A 20680-nucleotide genomic window follows, 5' to 3' on the forward strand; every position below is an offset into this window, starting at 1 on the left:
ATTTGTTGCGAGTTCGGCACGGACCATACTATGCCTGATTGACGACGCAAGCCGGTCAGGCCTCATTTTCTCTTACTGTATTCGCAGCGGCGGGGGCGCTTTCTTCAACGCTGGCGGAGCGTGGCTGGCGCTTCTCTGCCAGATGGTTGCGCACACGATTGAGGATTTCCGAAAAGCTGATGAAGATCGGCAGGCTGGTCGCCGGTTCCACCGGCTCGAGGGAGATGCCCACACCGGTTATCGCCTCGTGTTCGTCCAATGTGCGAACGATCAGGACGATGGAGCCGAGGCGCACGCGGTCGGCATAATCGGCCTTTCCGGCAAGGCGCGCTTCGATGAGTTCTGCGACGCTCATCGCCTGTTCGGCGGGCGAAAGCAGGCCGGGACCATAGGCTGCGTCCAGCTCCTTTGCCGGACGGGCGGGCAAGATCGCGAAGGTGCCGAAGAAATCGGCGTCGTCATCGGCAACCGGCAGGGCGCTGGCGAACAGTCGGTCGATAAGGCGGGAATAGCCGGGCGCGATGAAGAGGTAGACGAGATCGTTCTCCCGCAGCCGCCCGGCATATTGATAGCGGATCGATTTGCCGTCGCGCACCACCAGCGAGGGCATGGCCCAGCGCGGAATACGTTCGCCCTGCATGATGGCGCTGCCCTTGGCGACCCGGTAGGAGATCAGTTCATGATTGGCGGTGCCGGGCAGGTCGACTTCCAGCTTGTCCACCTCACCCATGCGCGGCGGCACGATCAGCCCGAGCCTTGTCGCCACCGGCTTGATGGTCCAGCCCTGCACCAGCAGCGACACCAGCACGATGATGAAGGCGGCGTTGAAATAAATCTGCGCATCGTCAAGCCCGCCGAGAATGGGCATGATGGCGAGCAGGATGGAAACCGCGCCGCGCAGGCCCACCCATGCCACGAAGGAGGTTTCCTGCTGGGTATAGTTGAAGGGCATCAGGCTCAGCCACACTGCAAGCGGGCGGGCGACGAAGATCAGGAAAAGCGCGAGCAGCACGGCCGGAATGGCGATTGCCGGAAACTGCGACGGGGTGGCGAGCAGGCCGAGCATCAGGAACATGATGATCTGGGCAAGCCAGGTCAGCCCCTCATGGAAACGGCGGATGGTTTCCTTGGCGAAGATCCGGCGGTTGCCGGCAACAATGCCTGCCACATAGACCGCCAGAAAACCGCTGCCGCCAATTGTGCCGGTGAAGGAAAAGACGAGCAGCGCCAGCGCCAGCACGAAGATGGGCGCAAGCCCCCGGTCGGCGGCGAAACGGTTGACGACGGTGGCGATCATGACACCGCCGAGCAGGCCGAAAATCACGCCAAGGCCCATCTGCTCGATGAAAAGCAGCAGAAAGCCGCTATCGATGCCGGCCAGCCCCTGGCCCTTGGCGATGATTTCGACCAGGGCAATGGTGAGGAAGATCGCCATCGGATCGTTGGTGCCGGATTCGACTTCCAGCGTCGAGCGCACCTGATCGCGGATATGGATGCCGCCGATGCGCAGCAGGAAGAACACGGCCGCCGCATCGGTGGAAGCGACGATGGCGCCGAGTAGCAGGCCTTCCAGCCAGGAAAGCCCGAGCAGGAGAGCTGCCGCGCCGGCAAAAAAGACGGATGTGAGGATGACGCCGATTGTGGCGAGAGCGACGGCGGGTGCCGCCGAAAGCCGGAAGGACTGGATGGACGTGCCGAACCCGGAATCGAACAGGATGACGGCAAGCACCAGCGAGCCGAGCATATAGGCCAGCGGATTGTTGGTGAATTCGATGCCGAGGCCGTCCACACCGGCCCCAAGGCCGATCATCAGGAAAAGCAGCAGCAGCGGCGCGCCGAAGCGGAAGGCGATAAGGCTCGAAAAGGCGGCGACGAGAACGAGAACGGTTGCGACCAGCAACAGAAGATAAAATGATTCCACGTCCACCGCCTCATTCAAACCGCGTTGATAGACCGCAACCCGTGGCGCAATGAATGCTCTGCGCGTCTGCAGTCAATGCCCCACGGGTTGCGGTCTGTCAGCGCTGTTTCGGGTGGCGTTGAAAGGCGACGCAAGGCGGGGTGTATCGAATGATACGGCAGGGCCGAAGTGCATTGCGCACGACCGTTATCCCTGTGTTTCTTGTCCGTCCCAAAGTGGACCAGACAAAGGCAGGAAATTGAAAACTTGGAGGCACCTGATAGGAAAATCGAAATAAAAAATCCGGCGAGATTGCTCCCGCCGGACCTGCATCCATTAATGCGTCTTCGTTAGATGGTCTTCGCGAAGGCGACGGCCGTGTCCGACATGCGGTTGGAGAAGCCCCACTCGTTGTCGTACCAGGACAGGACGCGCACGAAATTGCCTTCCATGACCTTGGTCTGGTCGTTGGCGAAGATCGACGAATGGCTGTCGTGGTTGAAATCGCGGGAAACAAGCGGCTCGTCCGTGTAGCCGAGGATGCCCTTCAGCTTGCCATTGGCGGCAGACTTGATCGCTTCGTTGATTTCCTCAACCGTGGTGGCGCGCTTGGCAATGAACTTGAAGTCCACGACCGAAACGTTCGGGGTCGGAACGCGGATCGACGTGCCGTCCAGCTTGCCCTTGAGGTGCGGCAGAACGAGGCCAACGGCCTTGGCAGCGCCTGTCGAGGTCGGGATCATGGACAGGGCTGCGGCGCGGGCGCGGTACAGGTCCTTGTGCATGGTGTCCAGCGTCGGCTGGTCGCCCGTGTAGGAGTGGATCGTCGTCATGAAGCCATGGTCGATGCCAACGACGTCATCGAGAACCTTCACGACCGGCACGAGGCAGTTGGTGGTGCAGGACGCGTTGGAAATGACCAGATGGTCCTTCGTCAGCTGGTCGTCGTTGACGCCGAAGACGACGGTGAGGTCAGCGCCGTCAGCCGGAGCCGAAACGATGACGCGCTTTGCGCCGGCCGTCAGGTGAGCGGCAGCCTTGTCGCGGGCGGTGAAGATGCCTGTGCATTCCAGGGCGATGTCAACGCCGAGTTCCTTGTGCGGCAGTGTTGCCGGATCGCGAACGGCCGTCACCTTGATCGGCTTGCCGCCGCCAACGATGATCGTGTCACCTTCTACCTTCACATCGGCCGGGAACTTGCCGTGGATCGAATCGTAACGCAGCAGGTGGGCGTTGGTCTCCACCGGGCCGAGGTCGTTGATGGCAACGACTTCGATATCGGTGCGGCCGGATTCGACGATGGCGCGCAGGACGTTGCGGCCGATGCGGCCGAAGCCGTTAATGGCAACTTTTACAGTCATTTACAGTCTCCCGAACAAGAATGGGCGTGGTCTTTGCTGAATGGTGAGGGCCTGGGAAGCCCTCACGCAAGTTTTGCCTCGACTGCGGCGACGACGGCTTCCGCCGTGATGCCGAAGTGCTTGAAGAGATCCTTCGCCGGTGCGGACGCTCCAAAGGAGTGCATGCCGACGAATGCGCCGTCGGAGCCGATGAAATAATCCCAGCCCTGGCGGATGGCGGCTTCGACCGCGATCTTCACCGGAGCCTTGCCGATGATGGCGTTGCGATAGGTTTCCGGCTGTTCCTTGAAGAGCTCGAAGCAGGGAACGGAAACGACGCGGGCGGAAACGCCCTTGTCCTTCAGCGTTGCGGCGGCCTTCAGCGCCACTTCGACTTCCGAACCGGAGGCGAAGATCGAAACCTTGGCGTCGCTGGCGGAGACGAGTTCGTAGGCACCGTAAGCAGAGAGGTTCTTCTCTTCATATTCCTTGCGTGAGGGCGCAAGGTTCTGGCGGGTAAGCGCCAGTGCGGAAGGACGATGCTTCTGTTCCAGCGCGAGCTGCCAGCATTCCGCCGTCTCGGTTTCATCCGCGGGGCGGAAGACGAGCAGGTTCGGAATGGCGCGCAGGGCTGCGATCTGCTCCACCGGCTGGTGGGTCGGGCCGTCTTCGCCGACGCCGATGGAATCATGCGTCAGAACGTGGACGACACGGATGCCCATGAGCGCTGCAAGGCGGATCGACGGACGGCAATAATCCGAGAAGATCAGGAAGCCGCCGGCATAAGGAATGAGACCGCCATGCAGAGCGATGCCGTTCATGGCTGCTGCCATGCCGTGTTCGCGGATGCCGTAATGCAGGTAACGGCCGGAGAAGTCCGTCGGCGTGATGGACTTCATCTGGCTGGTCTTGGTGTTGTTGGACGGCGTCAGGTCAGCCGAACCGCCGACCATTTCCGGCAGGACGCCGTTGATGACTTCGAGCGAATCTTCCGAAGCCTTGCGGGTGGCGACCGTCGGGTTGTTCTCGATTATCTTCTTCTTGAAGGCATCGATGGCGCTGTCGAAATTGCCGGGCAGGTCGCCGGCGAAGCGACGCTTGAATTCGGCCTTCTTGCCGGCTTCAGCGGCTTCAAGGCGGGCTTCCCAGTCCTGGCGGGTCTTGGTGGAGCGCAGGCCGGCGAGACGCCATGCATCGAGCACATCTTCCGGAACGACGAAGGCTTCGGCTTCCCAGTTCAGGTGCTTGCGGGTGGCGGCGATTTCTTCGGCGCCGAGCGGGTTGCCGTGAACCTTGTGGGTGCCCTGCTTGTTGGGCGCGCCGAAGCCTATCACGGTCTTGCAGGCGATGAAGGTCGGGCGGTCGGACTTCTGCGCAGCTTCGATGGCGGCGGCAATCGCGTCCGGATCATGGCCGTCGACGCGGATGGTGTTCCAGTGAACGGCCTGGAAGCGGGCGATCTGGTCGGTGCTGTCGGAGAGGCCGACTTCGCCGTCGATGGTGATGTTGTTGTCATCCCAGAACAGAACGAGCTTGTTGAGCTTCAGGTGGCCGGCAAGCGCGATGGCTTCGTGGCTGATGCCTTCCATGAGGCAGCCGTCACCGCACAGGACATAGGTGAAGTGGCTCTGCAGGTCGGAGCCGAATTCCTCTTCCAGCTTGCGCTCGGCAATCGCCATGCCGACGGCGTTGGCGATGCCCTGGCCGAGCGGGCCGGTTGTGGTTTCGATGCCGGTCGCGTGGCCATATTCGGGGTGGCCGGCGGTCTTGGAACCGAACTGACGGAAGCGCTTGATCTCGTCGATCGTCATGTCCTCGTAGCCCGTCAAATAGAGCAGCGAGTAAAGAAGCATCGAGCCATGACCTGCCGACAGCACGAAGCGGTCGCGATCCGCCCAGAGCGGCGCCTTGGGATCGAATTTCAGGTAACGGGTGAAGAGAACGGTGGCGACATCAGCGGCGCCCATCGGCAGACCGGGATGGCCGGAATTGGCCTTCTCCACTGCATCCATGGCAAGAAATCGGATCGCATTTGCCATCCGGTTGTGTTTGTCGCGAGAAATCATGGCTTTTCCGTCTGTTTCCGGGTGAAAGGAGATAGTTTTACGCAACTATCCAAAAAGCGGGTTGATCCATAGCAGGTGAGGCCGGCAAGTCAATAAATCCACGGGCGTTTGCGGTTCGCTGAGGGAGAAAAAATCGTTTAGAAAATCGGGCATCCTGACAAAATCCGTGCGATAGGCGTTGCCGCCTCTTCGTTCATCCACAGAGCAAAACGTCTCAATGCACTGGTTTGATTGACGGGATGGTAAATCGGGTAATAACCTCGTGATTGTTGAAAAGGCCTGAAACCGGACGATTCGGCCGGTGGCGTGCGAGTTGGAAAAAACGATGTCGGCTGACAAGACCGTACAATCTGCGCTGACGGAGCTGAATGCTGCCATCACAAATCTCGAAAATGCCATCGATATGCGTATCGAGCGGCAAAGGGAGACGGGCGAGATCGATAACGAGGTCAAGCGGGTCCATGTCGACCGCGCAAGGCTCGCGCATGAGCTGGATCAGGCCGAGTTTCGCGCCAATCGTCTTGAAGAAGTCAATCGCGAGGTTTCCCGCCGGCTGGTGACGGCGATGGAGACGATCCGCGCGGTGCTGGATCGATAGGAGCGGGCTCATGGCGCAAGTCACAGTTATGATCGACGGCAAGGCCTATCGCATGGCGTGCGAGGCGGGGCAGGAAGACCATCTGACCGATCTCGCAACGAGGTTCGACCGGTATGTCGGGCACCTCAAGAGCCAGTTCGGCGAAATCGGCGATCTTCGCCTGACCGTTATGGCGGGCATCATGGTGATGGACGAGCTTTCCGAACTCAATCGCAAGATCGAGAAGCTGGAAGGAGAGGTCGCCTCCCTTTCCCGCAACCGCGACGGCATGGCCGAGCACCGGGCGAAATCAGACGAGATGGTGGCGCTCGCCATCGGCGATCTGGCCGACCGCCTGAACGGGATTACCGAAAAACTGCTGGCGCGGCCGAAGCCCGCCGCGCATTGATGGCCTGAAGGGTTCTGAGGCGGCAAAATTTCGCGCGCTGCCCTCTGGCGGTTTTCTCCGATCCGTCCTATATCTTCTATGCGTTCTGCGCTTCCCGACAGGAACCACAATCCCTGGGGCCATACTCGATCCAAAGGGAGCTGTCCCTGGCCAGTCCCGTGGGGCTGGACACACGGTGCCCACCTACTTTTGTAGGCGCCCAGGATCGTAAATCTCCATCGGTCGCCGTGGATCGCGCTTGAAGTTTCGGATCAACCTCCGGGGCTTCCCTGTATCCTTGATATATTCGACAGTCATTTTTCATAACTGCCGGACGCGGCTTTTTTATATTGCCGTCATTGCAATGGCGGAACAATTCCCTATTATCCGGATTGGTATGTCTGTCATGCCCTTTAAAAAAGGGCGCTGCGGTCAAAACCGCGACGTGCCGTTCAACAGCCCAAAGAGCTAAACTTGTTTACTGAAATTATGATCGTGGTCCTGCTCACCGTATTGAACGGTGTGCTTGCCATGTCCGAGCTTGCCGTTGTCTCCTCCAGACCGGCGAGGCTCAAAGTGCTTGCCACACAAGGCAGCAAGGGCGCCACAATGGCGCTCAGCCTTTCCGAAAATCCCGGACGCTTTCTTTCCACGGTGCAGATCGGCATCACGCTGGTCGGCGTCCTTTCCGGCGCTTTTTCCGGCGCCACGCTCGGCGCCCGCTTCACGGCGTGGCTTCTGGAGCAGGGCGTTCCCGACCGTGCCGCCGATGCGCTCGGCGTCGGCTCGGTGGTCGTGGCCATCACCTATCTGTCGCTGATCGTCGGCGAACTGGTGCCCAAGCAGATTGCGCTGCGCGATCCCGAAAAGGTCGCCGCCCGCGTCGCCCCCACCATGATGCTGCTGTCCAAGGTCGGCGCGCCGCTGGTGTGGCTGCTCGACCGGTCGGGCAAGGCCGTTCTGGCGCTTCTCGGCCATAGCGGTGAATCCAACGCTTCGGTCACCGACGATGAAATCCGCACGGTTCTGGCCGAAGCTCACAGCGCCGGTGTGATCGAGACCGAGGAATCGGCGATGATCACCAGCGTCATGCGCCTTGCCGACCGCAATGCGCGCGGCCTGATGACGCCGCGACGCGATGTGGAAGTGGTCGATATCGAAGACAGCGCCGAAGAAATCCGCGAGCAGCTTCGCCAGACGCAGCGTTCGCGCCTGCCGGTGCGCAACGGCGCCTCGGATGAAATTCTCGGCGTGCTTTTCGCCAAGGACGCTTTCGATGCGCTGGCTTCCGGCAAGGAACTCAACATTCGCGAGCTTCTGCGGGAAGTGCCGGTCGTATCGGATCTGACGAGCGCGGTGGACGTCATCCAGTCGCTGCGCCGTTCCACCGTGCATATGGTGCTGGTCTACGACGAATACGGCCATTTCGAAGGCATCATCAGCTCCGGCGACGTGCTGGAAGCCATCACCGGTGCGTTCCAGGAAGATGACGATGAGGAGCCGGCCATGGTCGAGCGCGAGGACGGTTCGTTCCTCGTCGCCGGCTGGATGCCCGCCGATGAGTTCGCTTATCGCATGGGTTTCCAGATTGACGAGGATGCCGAGTTCGAGACCGTTGCCGGTCTGGTTCTGGACGAGTTCCGCCGCCTGCCGGAACTGGGCGAACATGTCACCCGCAATGGCTGGCGTTTCGAGGTCATCGATCTCGATGGCCACCGCATCGACAAGGTTCTCGTGAGCCGGGCCGCCTGATGCCCGGTGACGTTGCCGAAAAAGCAAGGCTGCGCGGCGAAAGGCTCGCCGCGCGCGATGCGCTGACGCTGGCGGAGCGCCAGCAGAAGAGCCAGTCCATAACGGCCCATGGCGCCTCCGATATCCCCTTTGCACCGGGCACCGTAATTTCCGGCTTTATGCCGATCCGCTCCGAGGCCGATACCCGGCCGCTGATGGAGGCGTTGCGGACAAGGGGCGGGCGTCTTGTCCTGCCCGTTGTGCTGGATCGTGAAACCATCGTCTTCCGCGCCTTTGAGCCGGATACGCCGCTGGTGAAGACCGGCTTTGGCACGACCGGCCCGGGTGAGGATGCGGAGGTTCTCGATCCGGATATTCTGCTCGTGCCTCTCTCCGTCTTCGATGGCAAAGGTCAGCGGGTCGGTTATGGCGCAGGCCATTATGACCGCGCCATTGCGCGATTGCACGCCAGGGGTCGTCAGCCCGTGCTCGTCGGCGTCGCCTTCGATTGTCAGGAAGTGCCGTCCGTGCCGGCGGAGCCGCATGATGTGTCGCTTCACGCCATTCTGACCGAAAGCGGCCTGCGCTGGTTTTCCGCCCCATTGTCGATCTCCGATAGTGGGCAAAAGGCGCTTTAGCACTTTTTAAAAGATGGATTTCCGGTTAGAGGGTCTCCACTTTTCCTTGAATGGCGAAGACCCCTAACTCTTTGTTTCGTCGCATTTGCGGACGGGAAACCGGGTTCCACTTTTCCTGGAAATGCACTAGAGGGGACGAAATATAGAAACATGCGCAAGATCGGGGCGGGTGAATGAGGCTTCTTTTTCTCGGAGATATGGTTGGCAAGACCGGACGCACGGCTGTCTGGGAGCGGTTGCCGGGGCTGATTTCCGACCTGAAGCTGGATTTCGTCATCGTCAACGGTGAAAACGCTGCCGGCGGTTTTGGGATCACCGAGGATATCTATCTCGAGACCATCAATGCCGGCGCCGATGTGGTGACGACCGGCAACCACGTCTGGGACCAGAAGGAAGCGGTTTCCTTCTGCGAGCGTCATGACCAGTTCCTCCGGCCCGCCAATTATCCGGATGGTACGCCGGGCAAAGGCTCGGGCATTTTTTATGCCCGCAACGGCGCGCGCATACTGGTTGCCAACATCATGGGCCGGGTCTTCATGCATCCGGAACTGGACGATCCCTTCAAGTCGGCTGAAAACATTCTTGCCGCCTGCCCGCTGAAGGAACAGGCCGACGCCATTATTTTCGATTTCCACGCGGAAGCGACCAGCGAAAAACAGTGTTTCGGCCATTTTGTCGATGGGCGCGCTAGTTTCGTAGTCGGTACCCACACCCATGTTCCGACCGCCGATGCCCAGATATTGAATGGCGGAACCGCTTACATGTCGGATGCTGGCATGTGCGGCGATTATGACAGCTCGCTTGGCATGGAGAAGGAGGAGCCGATCAACCGCTTCATTTCCAAAATGCCGAAGGGCCGTTTCGAGGCCGCCAGCGGACCTGCGACAATCTGCGGCGTCGGCGTGGAGATTTCCGACCGAACCGGACTGGCGGAAAAGATTGCGCCGCTGCGCATCGGGCCGCGGCTTTCGGAAACCCTGCCGTCTTTCTGGGTTTAATCTTCCCCCGAAGCGTTCACAATGACGAGAGGGCGAGCCTTCCGTTGCTCTTGTAACTGGACGCTCGCCAAAACCTGTCCCATCCTCTCAGCTTCGCAAGTTCAGGGGAGTGGCATGATGCTGCGCGTGCTAATGCTTGCAATATCGGGGCTGATCGCCTGTTCGGGAGCGGCCTTCTCCCAGACGGCGAGCCGTCCTCCCGTCAGCCAGTGCCAGGCGATCGCCAGCAACATTCCGGGCGTCATGTTCGCGAGCTTCAATCCGCCGGGTGTTCAGCTGGCGCAGGCGACGGCAAAGGAAGAGGTGAAGATCAGCTTCATCGGCCATTCCACCTATCTCATCGAAAGCCCAGGCGGTGTGACAATCGCCACCGATTATAACGGCGTCTATCGTCCGCCCGTCACGCCGACGGTGGTGACGATGAACCGGGCGCATTCGACGCATTTTACCCTCAGTCCGGACCCGGCCATTCAATATGTGCTGCATGGCTGGAGCGATACGCCGGGAGAAAAGGCCGAGCACAAGGTTCTGGTGGGCGATGTCTATATCCGCAATGTCGCAACCGACATCCGCAACCGCTGGGGCGATTACGAATCCTTTCAGGAGAACGGCAATTCCATCTTCATCTTCGAGGTTGCCGGGCTGTGCATCGGCCATCTCGGGCATCTGCATCACGAGTTGACGGATACGCATTACGCCGAGATCGGCCGTCTGGATGTGTTGATGGTGCCGGTGGATGGCGGGCTGACCATGGGGGCAGACAGCATGAGCCGGGTGGTCAAGCGCCTGCGCTCCGCGCTGATCCTGCCGATGCACCGCACCGGCCCGCCACTGGAGCAGTTTCTGACGATGTTCGGCGAGAGTTTCCGCGTTGCCTATGCGACCGATCCGGTGATCCGGGTTTCGATGAGAAACCTTCCCCGCCAGCCGCAGATACTGGTGCCAAAAGGCATGTAGCATGGCGACGGGCGGGGAAGGCCGGGGGGAGCCATTTATCAGGCAAAAGTGAGGTGCTGGCGGACGCCGACATCAGGCGTCTTGTCATCCGACATGTTCGCCTTGGCGATTTCCCAGCCGAATTTCAGCGTGCTGTCCGTCGAAGCCCAGATATCGGCATCGTCGACATGCAACGCCAGCATGATCAGTTGCGGGTCGCTTTTGCCATGTTCGTACCATGCGGCGGTGACCGAGTTCCAATATTCGTCGATCTTGGTTTTGTCGTCGCGTGCTTCGAGGATGCCTGAAAGGCAGGCGTGGTAGTCATGGTCCTTGCCCACCACGCAGAAATGCGCCCGGGAGCCGGATTTCAGCGATTTCACCAGATCGGTGTCTTTTTTGGAGAAAAACCAGACGGTGTTGGTCTTGGGGTCAGCGTGAGGCGCCATGGGCTGCATGTGGTTGTGCAGTCCTTCGAGACCGAGCATGCCGGCGTGGACGGAATTGATCTCGTCCCAGAGCTGGCGGGCCGGTGCTTCTCGTGCTTCAGTCAGGCTGACCATATGTTTTCTCCTTCGGGTCTCATGTTGCGACGGAGGAAAAATATCCTTTTCCGCCGCGTTCATGATCAGAACGAAGAGCGGATAAATCGGTTCCTTCCGTTGTTGCGGCAAGAGAAAGCGCTTGCGGGGTTGAATGGCGCGGCTATCGCACTTATAAGGCCCGCAATCTCCAAATTACGACAATCAGGTTTTCCATGGCTGGTCATTCACAGTTCAAGAACATCATGCACCGCAAGGGCAAGCAGGACTCCGTGCGGTCCAAAATGTTTTCCAAGCTTGCGCGCGAAATCACCGTTGCGGCAAAGACGGGCATGCCCGACCCGAACATGAACCCGCGCCTGCGTCTGGCAATCCAGAACGCCAAGGCCCAGTCCATGCCGAAGGACAACATCGAGCGTGCGATCAAGAAGGCGTCCGGCGCCGATGGCGAAAACTATGACGAAGTCCGTTACGAAGGTTACGGCCCGGGCGGCGTCGCCGTCATCGTCGAGGCCCTGACGGACAACCGCAACCGCACCGCTTCCAACGTTCGCTCCATTTTCACCAAGGCCGGCGGCGCTCTCGGCGAAACCGGCTCGGTCTCGTTCTCATTCGATCGGGTTGGCGAAATCTCCTACAAGGCTGAAGTCGGCGATGCCGACAAGGTGATGGAAGCCGCCATCGAAGCCGGCGCCGACGACGTCGAATCTTCCGAGGACGGCCACACCATCATCTGCGGTTTCGAAGCGATGAACGAGGTTTCCAAGGCGCTGGAAGGCGTGCTGGGCGAAGCCGAAAGCGTCAAGGCTATCTGGAAGCCGCAGAACACGGTGCCGGTGGATGAAGAAAAGGCGCAGTCGCTGATGAAGCTCATCGACAATCTCGAAGACGATGACGACGTGCAGAACGTCTACTCCAACTTCGAAGTGTCTGAAGAAATTCTCGCCAAGCTTTCCGCCTGACGTCTCATGTTTCAAAGAAAGCCCCGGCAGCGATCCGCTCCGGGGCTTTTTTGTTTAGGCAGCCTTCTTTATGGAGGTTCGCACGTCGGCAAAAATCTCCACGGATCGCAGTCGCTTTTCGATGTCATGGATCGGCATGGAAACGATCAGCTCATCCGCCTGCGTTTCCGCCAGGAAACCGTCGAGATGGCGCTGGATCGTCTCAGGCGAGCCGACGGCCGCAAAACGCAGCGTGTGTTCGACAGAGAAACGTTCCATCTCGTTCCAGTAATCGTCCATGCTGTGCACCGGCTTCGGAAACTGCGTGCGCACGTTGCGGCGCAGGTTGACGAATTGCTGCTGCGACGAGGTGAAGAGATGCTGCGCCTCCTCGTCCGTATCGGCGCCGACCCCCATCACACCCACCATCACATAGGGCTTGTCCAGTACTTCGGAGGGCTGGAAGCGCTCGCGATAGATATGGATCGCTTCCATCAGCATGTCAGGGGCAAAATGCGAGGCGAAGGAATAGGGCAGGCCGAGGGCTGCGGCGAGATGTGCGCTGTAGGTGCTGGAGCCGAGCAGCCAGATCGGCACATTCGAATTCATGCCTGGCACGGCAAGAATCGCCTGATCCTGCTGCGGCGGACCAAGGTAACGCTGGAGTTCGACGATATCGTGCGGGAAGTTTTCCGCGCCGGCATCGAGATTGCGGCGCAGCGCCCGTGCCGTGCGCATGTCGGTTCCGGGCGCACGGCCAAGACCGAGATCGACACGGCCGGGAAGCAGCGCCGCAAGCGTGCCGAACTGCTCGGCGATGACGAGCGGGGAGTGGTTGGGCAACATGATGCCGCCGGAGCCGACGCGGATATGTTTCGTGGCCGCGCCCACATGGGCGATGACGAGCGATGTTGCCGCACTGGCAATGCCCGGCATGCCGTGGTGCTCCGCCAGCCAGATGCGGTTATAGCCGTGTTCTTCGGCCTTTATCGCCATTCGGCGGGAGTTTTCAAGCGCCTCGCTGACGCTCTCGCCTTCGCCGATGGGCGAAAGGTCGAGAATGGAAAAGGGGATCATCCGACGCTCCTGCGAAATTGAAATCTTTAGCTGCGGATGTAAGGCGCGTGTCCCGATTTACCAGTGAAGTCGCGCAGAATTGAAGGATGGTTCAAAAAAATTGGGGCCTCCGAAGAGGCCCCTTTGCTTTTTCAGCCTGCCCGCCGAATTAGTCGGGCGTCGCGATGACCTGCTGCATCCCGGTCGGAAGCCAGCGTGAATTGTCCAAGCCTGCCATCCATTTCACCCGCTTCGGAGGCGAGATTGTGAATGGCGGCCGTCGTTTCTTCTACCATGGCGGCATTCTGCTGGGTCATGGCGTCGAGGCTGGCGACGGTGCTGTTGATTTCCGAGAGCGTGTGCGCTTCCTCGCGGGTGGAGTCCATGATCTCCTCGATGCGCGTGCTGATGGTCTGCACATGCTTGCCGATGCCGGAAAGCGACGTGCCTGCTTTTTCCACCAGCGCCACGCCGGCGGAAACTTCGTCCGTGGAACGTTTCAGCAGGCTGGTGATCTCCTTTGCGGCCGCTGCCGAACGCTGCGCCAGTTCGCGCACCTCCTGCGCCACGACCGCAAAGCCCTTGCCGGCTTCGCCCGCACGGGCTGCCTCAACGCCGGCATTGAGGGCGAGAAGATTGGTCTGAAAGGCGATTTCATCGATGACGCCGATGATCTGGTTGATCTGGCGTGACGAGGTCTGGATCGCCTCCATGGCGGCGATGGTCTGCTCCATGATGCGGCTGGATGCCGTGGCCTCCGCGCTGGCGTCGCGGGCTATCCGCGTTGCCTGTTCGGCGCGTTCGATCTGGTCGCGGACGGCCTCCGTGATCGCCTTGATCGCGCTTGCCGTTTCGGTGATGGAAGCTGCCTGCCGTTCGGTCCGTTCGGCGAGCTGATCGGCGCCCACTCGCATCTCCTCGGAACCGCCACGAACGGCGGCGGAGTTGCCACCGATGGCCTGCATGGTTTCGCTGAGCCGGGAAAGTGCCGTGTTGAAGTTATGGCGCAGGCTTTCGAGATCGTCGGGGAAGACGGTTTCGATACGATAGGCGAGATTGCCGTTCGCCAGCCGATCCAGCCCTTCATCCAGGGAATGCACGACCATCTGCAGGGTGCCGGCCTCGGCCTCCCGTTCCGCAAGATGCGCGCGGCGGGCCGTTTCGGCTTCCTCACGCGTGCGCGATGCGGTTTCTTGCATCTCCCGCTGCAGGATGAGCTTTTCGCGGAAACTGCCAAGCGCCCGCGCCATGCGGCCGATCTCGTCCTTCCGGTCCTGATTGCCGATCTCCGCATCGAGACGGCCTGCGGCCACTTCGCCGGTCAATCCTGCAAGCTTTTCCAGCGGTGCGAACAGGCGTCGCGCAAAGAAGGCCGTCGCCGCGCACATGGCCGCCAGAACGCAAAGGCCGATCACGGCAAGCGTGCCGGCAATCGAAACCGAGCCCGCATTCAATTCGCTGCGCAGCATGCTTTCCACCGCGAGATATTTTTCCCCGGCAAAGGAGAAGGGGCGGGCATAGGCATTGGCCTCGCCATCGGCACGGTCGATCTTGGCAATCGTCATGCCCGTCGTATTCAGCGCTTGTCCATGGAAGCCATAGATTGCCGGATCGAGGCCGACCAGCCTGTTGCCCTCCACGCCGATAACCTTGCCATCGGCGGAAACGATCGCGGACTGTTCGGAACTGCCGGCCGTCACACCCTTTGTGAGGATTTGGCTGAAGACCTCTTCCTTGACCCGGAAGAGGACGATGCCCTTGAAAGCGCCGAACTTGACGACGGGAACGCCGAAATAAATGCCGGCCTCTTTCGTGGCGGCATCGATGCGCAGGCCGGAGAAGCTGGTCTGGGCCACGTCGTTAACGGCCTTTTCGGCATTTGCGGCGCCGCGTGCGAAGGCCGCGCCGAGGCCGCTTTCCGCCCAGGCGCTGCCGGTGACGGTTTCCCCGAAAGCCGATCCTTTCAGGTAAGAGTAATAGACCGTGCCTGCGGGATCGATGAAGAGAACGTCGCTGAACGGCGTTCCCTGCAGATAACCGCCAATATCCGTCTGGGTTTTTTCATGGGTGGAATAATAAAAGCCGCTCGGGCTTTCCGGCTTGATCAGCTTTTCCTTTTCGCCAAAGGGGTTTTCCTTGACGAAGACGCGCTGCAGTTCCGCCTTCGCGTCGCCTGAGTTTTTCTGCACGGTTGCCCAGCCGCTGCGCATGGAAACGACAGCCATCTGCAGGGATTCGATCTTGGCGATGGAATCCGCCTGCGTTTTCAGCTGCTCAAGAAGCTCCTGGAGCATGTCGCCGCGAAAGACGAGAATGCTCTCCATGGATTTCGACGCCTGTTCTTCCAGAACGCCGCTGCTGCTTTGGTAGCCGAGAAGTGTCAGAGCCCCGGTCGAGATCGCCATCAGCGCCAGGAAAATCGCCAGCACTTTGGTGGATATGGAATGAAAACGGTTCAGCATGGCCGATGCAGCCCCCAATGCCGTATCAGTTCCCGCGCCATGCATGTGGCGCCACCGGATGGCTGATATGGCTCAGATATTATGCTGCGGATCATCATGTCCGCAGCTCCCCTTTTTTATTTTGTGGGGGGAACAATGCGGTACGCGGTTTAAGCAGAGGTAAATGCTGCACTGCAAATTTGATGAATGTTGTCGTTTTGTTCACTTATCGCTGGCAGGGTCGCAGCCGGAAAGATAAGGTGCCTCATGCAAAAGACGATTCGAATCATCGGCATTGACCCCGGATTAAGGCGCACCGGCTGGGGGGTGATCGACACCCTCGGTAACAGTCTGCGGTTTGTCGCCTCCGGCACGGTGACGTCGGACGGTGATATGGATCTCGCCTCGCGGCTCTGCCAGCTGCATGACGGGCTGGCGGATATCGTGCACAGCCATCAGCCCGATGAGGCGGCGGTGGAGCAGACCTTCGTGAACAAGGATGCGGTTGCGACGCTGAAACTCGGCCAGGCGCGCGGCATCGCCATGCTGGTTCCGGCGCGCGCAGGATTGCCGGTCTTTGAATATGCGCCGAACGCGGTGAAGAAGGCCGTCATCGGCGTCGGGCACGGCGAAAAGCAGCAAATTCACATGATGCTGAAAATCCTGATGCCGAAGGCCGAATTCAAGGGTAACGATGCGGCGGACGCGCTCGCCATCGCAATCTGCCACGCCCATAATCGCGGCGGTGACAGGATGCGGCGACTGCTGGCGGCCGGTTGAATATTTAAAGTCTCATCACAGCGGGCGGCACCATGATCGGAAAACTGAAAGGCAGCATCGAGGAAATCGGCGCGGACTATGTGCTGGTGGATGTGCACGGCGTCTGTTACGTCGCCTATTGTTCGGCGCGCACGCTGTCGAAAATCGGCTCCGTCGGGGAGGCGGTGGTGCTGTTCATCGAAACCTATGTGCGTGAGGACCAGCTGAAGCTCTTCGGTTTTCTCTCGGCGCTGGAGCGGGAATGGTTCAACCTTCTGCAGAGCGTGCAGGGTGTTGGCTCGAAAGTGGCCTTGGCCGTTCTTTCCACGCTGTCGCCCTCCGAACTGGCAAATGCCATTGCGCTACAGGACAAAACGATGATCTCGCGCGCGCCGGGCGTCGGGCCGAAGGTGGCGGTGCGTCTTGTGACCGAGCTTCGCAACAAGGCTCCGGCCTTTGCGGGAGAGGCTTCCGCCTCAATCGGCCTCAAGCAGGAGCTTGGCGAAGGCGTCGCATCCGCGCCGGTGGCGGATGCCGTCTCCGCGCTCACCAATCTCGGCTATTCGCGCGACCAGGCCGCCAATGCGGTTGCCGCCGCGCTGAAGAACGGCGGGGAGGGCGGCGACAGCGCCAAGCTGATCCGGCTCGGGCTGAAAGAGCTTTCGCGGTAGGCTGGGCGCGGTACACATGCTGGTCGGGCGCGATGTTGAATTTCGTGAAGCGCCTTGGCGTGACAGTCATGATATAGCGGCGAAGACCACCTCATGAATTCGTTTAAAACAATGGAATGCCTTGAATGAGCGGTACGGACAGACTGATTTCGGCGGACAAGCGCGGTGAGGACATCGACACCACCCTGCGCCCGCAGTCGCTGGACGATTTTACCGGCCAGGCGGAGGCCCGCGCCAATCTCAAGGTATTTATCGAGGCGGCCAAGAACCGTGGCGAAGCGCTGGATCACGTGTTGTTCGTCGGCCCGCCCGGTCTCGGCAAGACCACGCTGGCGCAGATCATGGCCAAGGAACTTGGCGTCAACTTCAAATCCACCTCCGGCCCCGTCATCGCCAAGGCGGGCGATCTCGCCGCGCTTCTGACCAATCTCGAGGAGCGCGACGTACTCTTCATCGATGAAATCCACCGTCTCAACCCGGCGGTGGAAGAAATTCTCTACCCGGCAATGGAGGATTTCCAGCTCGACCTCATCATCGGCGAAGGACCGGCGGCACGTTCGGTGAAGATCGATCTTTCCAAATTTACCCTTGTCGCCGCGACGACCCGTCTTGGGCTTTTGACAACGCCGCTGCGCGACCGTTTCGGCATTCCCGTCCGATTGGCTTTTTACACCGTCGACGAACTGGAATTGATCGTCCGACGCGGCGCGCGGCTGATGGGCCTGAACATGACCGATGAGGGTGCACGCGAGGTGGCAAGGCGTGCCCGCGGCACGCCGCGTATCGCCGGACGGCTACTGCGCCGCGTGCGCGATTTCGCCGAGGTGGCGCGGGCGGAAGCGGTCACGCGTGAGATCGCCGATGAGGCTTTGACCCGGCTTCTGGTCGACAAAATGGGTCTCGACCAGCTCGACATGCGGTATCTGACCATGATCGCCGTCAATTTCGGCGGAGGCCCGGTTGGCATCGAAACCATCGCCGCCGGCCTTTCGGAGCCGCGCGACGCGATCGAGGATATTATCGAACCCTATATGATCCAGCAGGGCTTCATCCAGCGCACGCCGCGCGGCCGCATTCTGACCGGCACGGCCTGGAAACATCTGGGCATGCAGCCACCCAAGGATCTTGAGGCGGCGCAGTTCCGGCTGACCCTGGAGGAGGATTGAGGGAACAAGCCCGGCGTGCCGGCATTTGATCGTCTTTGGCACGGAGATGATCATGTCGGTGTATCGCAAGGGCACGAAGGTCCGGTGGAACTGGGGCAGTGGCACCGGTGAAGGTAAAATTGTCGAGACTTTCACGGATGATGTCGAACGCACCATCGCCGGCTCCAGAATAAAGCGGAAGGCGAGCAGGCAGGAGCCTGCCTATCTGATCGAGCAGGAAGACGGCGCCAGGGTTCTGAAAAGCAGATCGGAGCTTGAGCGCGTCGATTGAACGACGCCGCCCTTCGGCGGCAATGGAGGAGCCTTGATGTCTTACGATCCGCTGCGGGTCTTCCGCAAACTCGCGCGCAACAACCGGCTGGCCAATTTTCGGCTGCATCAGGCCTGTCTTCAGCTTTCTCAGGAAGCGTTCGTCGCCTCCCGTGTGAGTTTCTTTCCGACGCTGCGCGCGACGCTGAACCACATCTACACCGTTGACCGTTTTTATATCGATGCCCTGCAAGGCGGCACGCTCGGCCTTGCGGCCTTTGCTGAAGAAGAGCCTTTCGCCACCATGGCGGATTTGCATGTTGCCCAGACGGAGTTGGACGAGGTGCTGATCGCATTTGTCGACAGCCTCGATGAAGACGGCCTTGCCGCTAACGTCAATATTCACCGCGGTGCGCGTATCCAGCATGATCGCTGCGACGATATCCTGTCGCATCTCTTCCAGCACCAGACGCATCATCGCGGGCAGGCGCATGCCATGTTGTCCGGCACCGCGCTCAAGCCGCCGCAACTGGATGAATTCATTGTGGGAGATGACGCAAAGGTGAGAAAAGATGAGATGGATGCGCTAGGGTGGACGGAAACCGATTTGATGTTTCCAGCCCGCAGGTCAGCGCCATGACACACGATACCAAGCAGGACACCCGCATCCGCATCAAGTTCAAGCCGAAGCGCATTTTTCAGATGCGGGTCGCGGGACTGGCGTTTCGCGATGGCCACGTGCTGGTGCACCGGGCGTCGCATGAAAAATTCTGGACCTTTCCGGGCGGCCGCGCCGAAATGGGCGAACGCTCCGAAGAAACGCTGGCGCGCGAAATGGTGGAAGAGCTTGGCGTCGAGGCCAAGATCGGGCGGCTTCTCTGGGCGGTCGAAAATTTCTTCCACTATGAGGGCAAGGACTGGCACGAACTCGGGTTTTATTACCTGATGGACCTGCCGGAGACGCTGGCCTTTCATCCGACCGATATCATTCACCGCGTTCAGGACGGCGATAACGAGCTGGAGTTCCGCTGGGTCGCCGCAACCCGTCAGGCATTGACCGAGCTTGATATTCCGCCCTATTTCATCGCCGACGAAATAGAGCACCTGCCGAAGGCCACGAGACACCTCGTCTGGCATGACGGCGATCTGGACGATAAATGACCTCTGTCCCTGAACGCCACATGATCCGGCTGGACCGGAAGCCGCAGCTTTTCAGCATGCGCGTGGCGGCGCTGATCTTTCAGAACGGCCATGTTCTCGTCCAGCGCGGCACGAAGGACACTTACTGGGCCTTGCCCGGCGGCCGTGCCGAAATCGGCGAAAGCTCGCAGGAAACCATCATCCGCGAGATCGGCGAAGAGCTTGACCGGGATTGTTCGGTCGAACGTCTTCTCTGGTCGGCCGAGAATTTTTTCGCCTATGACGATTTTGCGGCGCATGAGCTCGGATTTTATTATCTCGTTTCGCTTCGCCAGCCCCTGCCGTTCCATGAAAGCGATATCGTGCATCGGGTGCTGGATGGTGTCGAGGTGGAGTTCCGCTGGCTGCCCGCGCAGCCTTCAGCACTTCTGAAGAGCGATCTGAGGCCCCGTTTCATCGCGGAGCGTATCGAAGCGCTGCCGCAACGGCATGAGCATCTTATTGTCCGCGAAGGACGCCGCGATGCAGTTGAAATTCCCAAGGAGATAATATGAGCGAGCTTGTGGTTTCGCTTTCGGGTGAGCTTATCGAACATGGCCACCGCCTGACGCAGCGTGTCTATTACGAGGACACGGATTTCTCCGGCCTCGTTTATCACGCCCGCTACCTGCATTTTCTCGAACGTGGCCGCACCGATTACCTGCGCTGCCTCGGCTGCGAGCAAAGCGCGCTTCTGACCGCTGACGAAGAAGGTCTGGTCTTCGTCGTGCATCGCATGGAGATCGATTTCAAAAGCCCGGCGCGGATGGATGACGTCTTGACGATCACGACTATCACCGAGAAGGCCGGCGGCGCGAAAATGGTGCTCAATCAGGAAATCCGGCGCGGCGAAACACTGCTGGTCGCCGCCAAGGTCATCATCGCCGTCATCAACGCCAATGGTCGCCCAAGGCGTCTTCCGGAGACAGTGGCGGAAAAATTCCTGAAGTAATTGGCGGTTCCATCCAGTAAATCCATCTGGCGTGGCCCGGTTGTAACACTCCTTTAACCATAATGGTGTCTTACTTTAGCAACTGGCATTTGTGCGGCGCACGCCTTCCTTTCACCAAATTTATTGGCAAGTAAGGCTTACTGGCAAGTA

The 20680-nt window shown here is 60.1% G+C and carries 21 protein-coding genes and 1 other RNA gene; 16 read left to right on the forward strand and 6 right to left on the reverse strand.

Features of this window, described 5'->3' with window-relative positions; genetic code table 11:
- Positions 1-55: 55 nt before the first annotated feature.
- From ACQZ40_RS07045 to tkt, 3 genes are all read right to left on the reverse strand, one after another.
- On the reverse strand, positions 56-1921 hold the full coding sequence (locus tag ACQZ40_RS07045; protein ID WP_448747645.1) for a potassium/proton antiporter: 1866 nt from the start codon (positions 1919-1921) through the stop codon (positions 56-58).
- A gap of 329 nt (positions 1922-2250) precedes the next feature.
- Positions 2251-3261 (reverse strand): type I glyceraldehyde-3-phosphate dehydrogenase, encoded by a 1011-nt coding sequence (gene gap / locus ACQZ40_RS07050; protein ID WP_059755800.1) that lies wholly within the window; start codon positions 3259-3261, stop codon positions 2251-2253.
- 62 nt (positions 3262-3323) lie between these two features.
- Positions 3324-5306: a transketolase gene (gene tkt / locus ACQZ40_RS07055; protein WP_080857467.1), complete on the reverse strand. Its 1983-nt coding sequence runs from the start codon at positions 5304-5306 to the stop codon at positions 3324-3326.
- A 325-nt stretch (positions 5307-5631) separates the two neighbouring features.
- Here tkt and ACQZ40_RS07060 point away from each other — a divergent pair, with 325 nt between their 5' ends.
- The 7 genes from ACQZ40_RS07060 to ACQZ40_RS07090 all read left to right on the forward strand — a co-directional run bounded on the left by ACQZ40_RS07060 (position 5632) and on the right by ACQZ40_RS07090 (position 10595).
- Positions 5632-5904 (forward strand): DUF4164 domain-containing protein, encoded by a 273-nt coding sequence (locus ACQZ40_RS07060; RefSeq protein ID WP_035263131.1) that lies wholly within the window; start codon positions 5632-5634, stop codon positions 5902-5904.
- Positions 5905-5914: 10 nt separating this feature from the next.
- Positions 5915-6292 (forward strand): cell division protein ZapA, encoded by a 378-nt coding sequence (locus ACQZ40_RS07065; protein WP_003523207.1) that lies wholly within the window; start codon positions 5915-5917, stop codon positions 6290-6292.
- 79 nt (positions 6293-6371) lie between these two features.
- Positions 6372-6530: non-coding RNA, 6S RNA (ssrS, locus tag ACQZ40_RS07070), on the forward strand.
- Positions 6531-6760: 230 nt separating this feature from the next.
- Positions 6761-8023: a hemolysin family protein gene (locus ACQZ40_RS07075; RefSeq protein WP_020812224.1), complete on the forward strand. Its 1263-nt coding sequence runs from the start codon at positions 6761-6763 to the stop codon at positions 8021-8023.
- The gene (locus ACQZ40_RS07080) at positions 8023-8640 is read left to right on the forward strand and encodes a 5-formyltetrahydrofolate cyclo-ligase (RefSeq protein WP_065656491.1); all 618 of its coding nucleotides are present in this window, start codon (positions 8023-8025) and stop codon (positions 8638-8640) included. Before ACQZ40_RS07075 ends, ACQZ40_RS07080 begins: the two co-directional genes overlap by 1 nt.
- A gap of 173 nt (positions 8641-8813) precedes the next feature.
- A complete protein-coding gene (locus ACQZ40_RS07085) occupies positions 8814-9638 on the forward strand; it encodes a TIGR00282 family metallophosphoesterase (RefSeq protein WP_003523211.1) in 825 nt (274 codons plus the stop codon).
- 114 nt (positions 9639-9752) lie between these two features.
- Positions 9753-10595, forward strand: coding sequence for an MBL fold metallo-hydrolase (locus ACQZ40_RS07090; RefSeq protein WP_448747646.1), 843 nt, complete (start codon positions 9753-9755; stop codon positions 10593-10595).
- A 38-nt stretch (positions 10596-10633) separates the two neighbouring features.
- On the opposite strand, the gene ACQZ40_RS07095 is transcribed toward ACQZ40_RS07090, so the two are convergent.
- Positions 10634-11137 (reverse strand): pyridoxamine 5'-phosphate oxidase family protein, encoded by a 504-nt coding sequence (locus tag ACQZ40_RS07095; RefSeq protein ID WP_065656489.1) that lies wholly within the window; start codon positions 11135-11137, stop codon positions 10634-10636.
- Between the two features lie 194 nt (positions 11138-11331).
- On the opposite strand from ACQZ40_RS07095, the gene ACQZ40_RS07100 reads away from it, so the two are divergent.
- On the forward strand, positions 11332-12078 hold the full coding sequence (locus tag ACQZ40_RS07100; protein ID WP_003523214.1) for a YebC/PmpR family DNA-binding transcriptional regulator: 747 nt from the start codon (positions 11332-11334) through the stop codon (positions 12076-12078).
- Between the two features lie 54 nt (positions 12079-12132).
- On the opposite strand, the gene ACQZ40_RS07105 is transcribed toward ACQZ40_RS07100, so the two are convergent.
- Both ACQZ40_RS07105 and ACQZ40_RS07110 read right to left on the reverse strand, forming a co-directional pair.
- On the reverse strand, positions 12133-13134 hold the full coding sequence (locus ACQZ40_RS07105; RefSeq protein WP_080819508.1) for an LLM class flavin-dependent oxidoreductase: 1002 nt from the start codon (positions 13132-13134) through the stop codon (positions 12133-12135).
- Between the two features lie 131 nt (positions 13135-13265).
- Positions 13266-15575: a methyl-accepting chemotaxis protein gene (locus tag ACQZ40_RS07110; protein WP_448747647.1), complete on the reverse strand. Its 2310-nt coding sequence runs from the start codon at positions 15573-15575 to the stop codon at positions 13266-13268.
- Between the two features lie 246 nt (positions 15576-15821).
- Between ACQZ40_RS07110 and ruvC the strand changes: the two genes are divergently transcribed.
- The 8 genes from ruvC to ybgC all read left to right on the forward strand — a co-directional run bounded on the left by ruvC (position 15822) and on the right by ybgC (position 20530).
- On the forward strand, positions 15822-16334 hold the full coding sequence (gene ruvC, locus ACQZ40_RS07115; RefSeq protein WP_003523217.1) for a crossover junction endodeoxyribonuclease RuvC: 513 nt from the start codon (positions 15822-15824) through the stop codon (positions 16332-16334).
- Positions 16335-16366: 32 nt separating this feature from the next.
- Positions 16367-16984, forward strand: coding sequence for a Holliday junction branch migration protein RuvA (gene ruvA, locus ACQZ40_RS07120; protein ID WP_003523218.1), 618 nt, complete (start codon positions 16367-16369; stop codon positions 16982-16984).
- Between the two features lie 125 nt (positions 16985-17109).
- Entirely contained in the window at positions 17110-18150 is a 1041-nt protein-coding gene (gene ruvB, locus ACQZ40_RS07125; protein WP_448747648.1) for a Holliday junction branch migration DNA helicase RuvB, read from the forward strand.
- Between the two features lie 52 nt (positions 18151-18202).
- A complete protein-coding gene (locus ACQZ40_RS07130; protein WP_080629651.1) occupies positions 18203-18421 on the forward strand; it encodes a hypervirulence associated TUDOR domain-containing protein in 219 nt (72 codons plus the stop codon).
- A gap of 36 nt (positions 18422-18457) precedes the next feature.
- On the forward strand, positions 18458-19039 hold the full coding sequence (locus ACQZ40_RS07135; RefSeq protein WP_433822260.1) for a DinB family protein: 582 nt from the start codon (positions 18458-18460) through the stop codon (positions 19037-19039).
- Positions 19036-19560, forward strand: coding sequence for an NUDIX hydrolase (locus ACQZ40_RS07140; RefSeq protein WP_078052024.1), 525 nt, complete (start codon positions 19036-19038; stop codon positions 19558-19560). Before ACQZ40_RS07135 ends, ACQZ40_RS07140 begins: the two co-directional genes overlap by 4 nt.
- The gene (locus tag ACQZ40_RS07145; protein WP_433822259.1) at positions 19557-20093 is read left to right on the forward strand and encodes an NUDIX hydrolase; all 537 of its coding nucleotides are present in this window, start codon (positions 19557-19559) and stop codon (positions 20091-20093) included. The genes ACQZ40_RS07140 and ACQZ40_RS07145 overlap by 4 nt, the downstream gene beginning before the upstream one ends.
- Positions 20090-20530 (forward strand): tol-pal system-associated acyl-CoA thioesterase, encoded by a 441-nt coding sequence (ybgC, locus tag ACQZ40_RS07150; protein ID WP_065656478.1) that lies wholly within the window; start codon positions 20090-20092, stop codon positions 20528-20530. The genes ACQZ40_RS07145 and ybgC overlap by 4 nt, the downstream gene beginning before the upstream one ends.
- Positions 20531-20680 lie beyond the last annotated feature (150 nt).

It is taken from the genome of Agrobacterium sp. 16-172Ci (genome assembly GCF_053522725.1).

Coding starts and splice junctions, on each gene's coding strand:
- gap (WP_059755800.1), bottom strand. CDS start 3,261: ATGACTGTAAAAGTTGCCATTAACGGCTTCGGCCGCATCGGCCGCAAC.
- tkt (WP_080857467.1), bottom strand. CDS start 5,306: ATGATTTCTCGCGACAAACACAACCGGATGGCAAATGCGATCCGATTT.
- ACQZ40_RS07060 (WP_035263131.1), top strand. CDS start 5,632: ATGTCGGCTGACAAGACCGTACAATCTGCGCTGACGGAGCTGAATGCT.
- ACQZ40_RS07065 (WP_003523207.1), top strand. CDS start 5,915: ATGGCGCAAGTCACAGTTATGATCGACGGCAAGGCCTATCGCATGGCG.
- ACQZ40_RS07075 (WP_020812224.1), top strand. CDS start 6,761: ATGATCGTGGTCCTGCTCACCGTATTGAACGGTGTGCTTGCCATGTCC.
- ACQZ40_RS07080 (WP_065656491.1), top strand. CDS start 8,023: ATGCCCGGTGACGTTGCCGAAAAAGCAAGGCTGCGCGGCGAAAGGCTC.
- ACQZ40_RS07085 (WP_003523211.1), top strand. CDS start 8,814: ATGAGGCTTCTTTTTCTCGGAGATATGGTTGGCAAGACCGGACGCACG.
- ACQZ40_RS07090 (WP_448747646.1), top strand. CDS start 9,753: ATGATGCTGCGCGTGCTAATGCTTGCAATATCGGGGCTGATCGCCTGT.
- ACQZ40_RS07095 (WP_065656489.1), bottom strand. CDS start 11,137: ATGGTCAGCCTGACTGAAGCACGAGAAGCACCGGCCCGCCAGCTCTGG.
- ACQZ40_RS07100 (WP_003523214.1), top strand. CDS start 11,332: ATGGCTGGTCATTCACAGTTCAAGAACATCATGCACCGCAAGGGCAAG.
- ACQZ40_RS07105 (WP_080819508.1), bottom strand. CDS start 13,134: ATGATCCCCTTTTCCATTCTCGACCTTTCGCCCATCGGCGAAGGCGAG.
- ACQZ40_RS07110 (WP_448747647.1), bottom strand. CDS start 15,575: ATGCTGAACCGTTTTCATTCCATATCCACCAAAGTGCTGGCGATTTTC.
- ruvC (WP_003523217.1), top strand. CDS start 15,822: ATGCAAAAGACGATTCGAATCATCGGCATTGACCCCGGATTAAGGCGC.
- ruvA (WP_003523218.1), top strand. CDS start 16,367: ATGATCGGAAAACTGAAAGGCAGCATCGAGGAAATCGGCGCGGACTAT.
- ruvB (WP_448747648.1), top strand. CDS start 17,110: ATGAGCGGTACGGACAGACTGATTTCGGCGGACAAGCGCGGTGAGGAC.
- ACQZ40_RS07130 (WP_080629651.1), top strand. CDS start 18,203: ATGTCGGTGTATCGCAAGGGCACGAAGGTCCGGTGGAACTGGGGCAGT.
- ACQZ40_RS07135 (WP_433822260.1), top strand. CDS start 18,458: ATGTCTTACGATCCGCTGCGGGTCTTCCGCAAACTCGCGCGCAACAAC.
- ACQZ40_RS07140 (WP_078052024.1), top strand. CDS start 19,036: ATGACACACGATACCAAGCAGGACACCCGCATCCGCATCAAGTTCAAG.
- ACQZ40_RS07145 (WP_433822259.1), top strand. CDS start 19,557: ATGACCTCTGTCCCTGAACGCCACATGATCCGGCTGGACCGGAAGCCG.
- ybgC (WP_065656478.1), top strand. CDS start 20,090: ATGAGCGAGCTTGTGGTTTCGCTTTCGGGTGAGCTTATCGAACATGGC.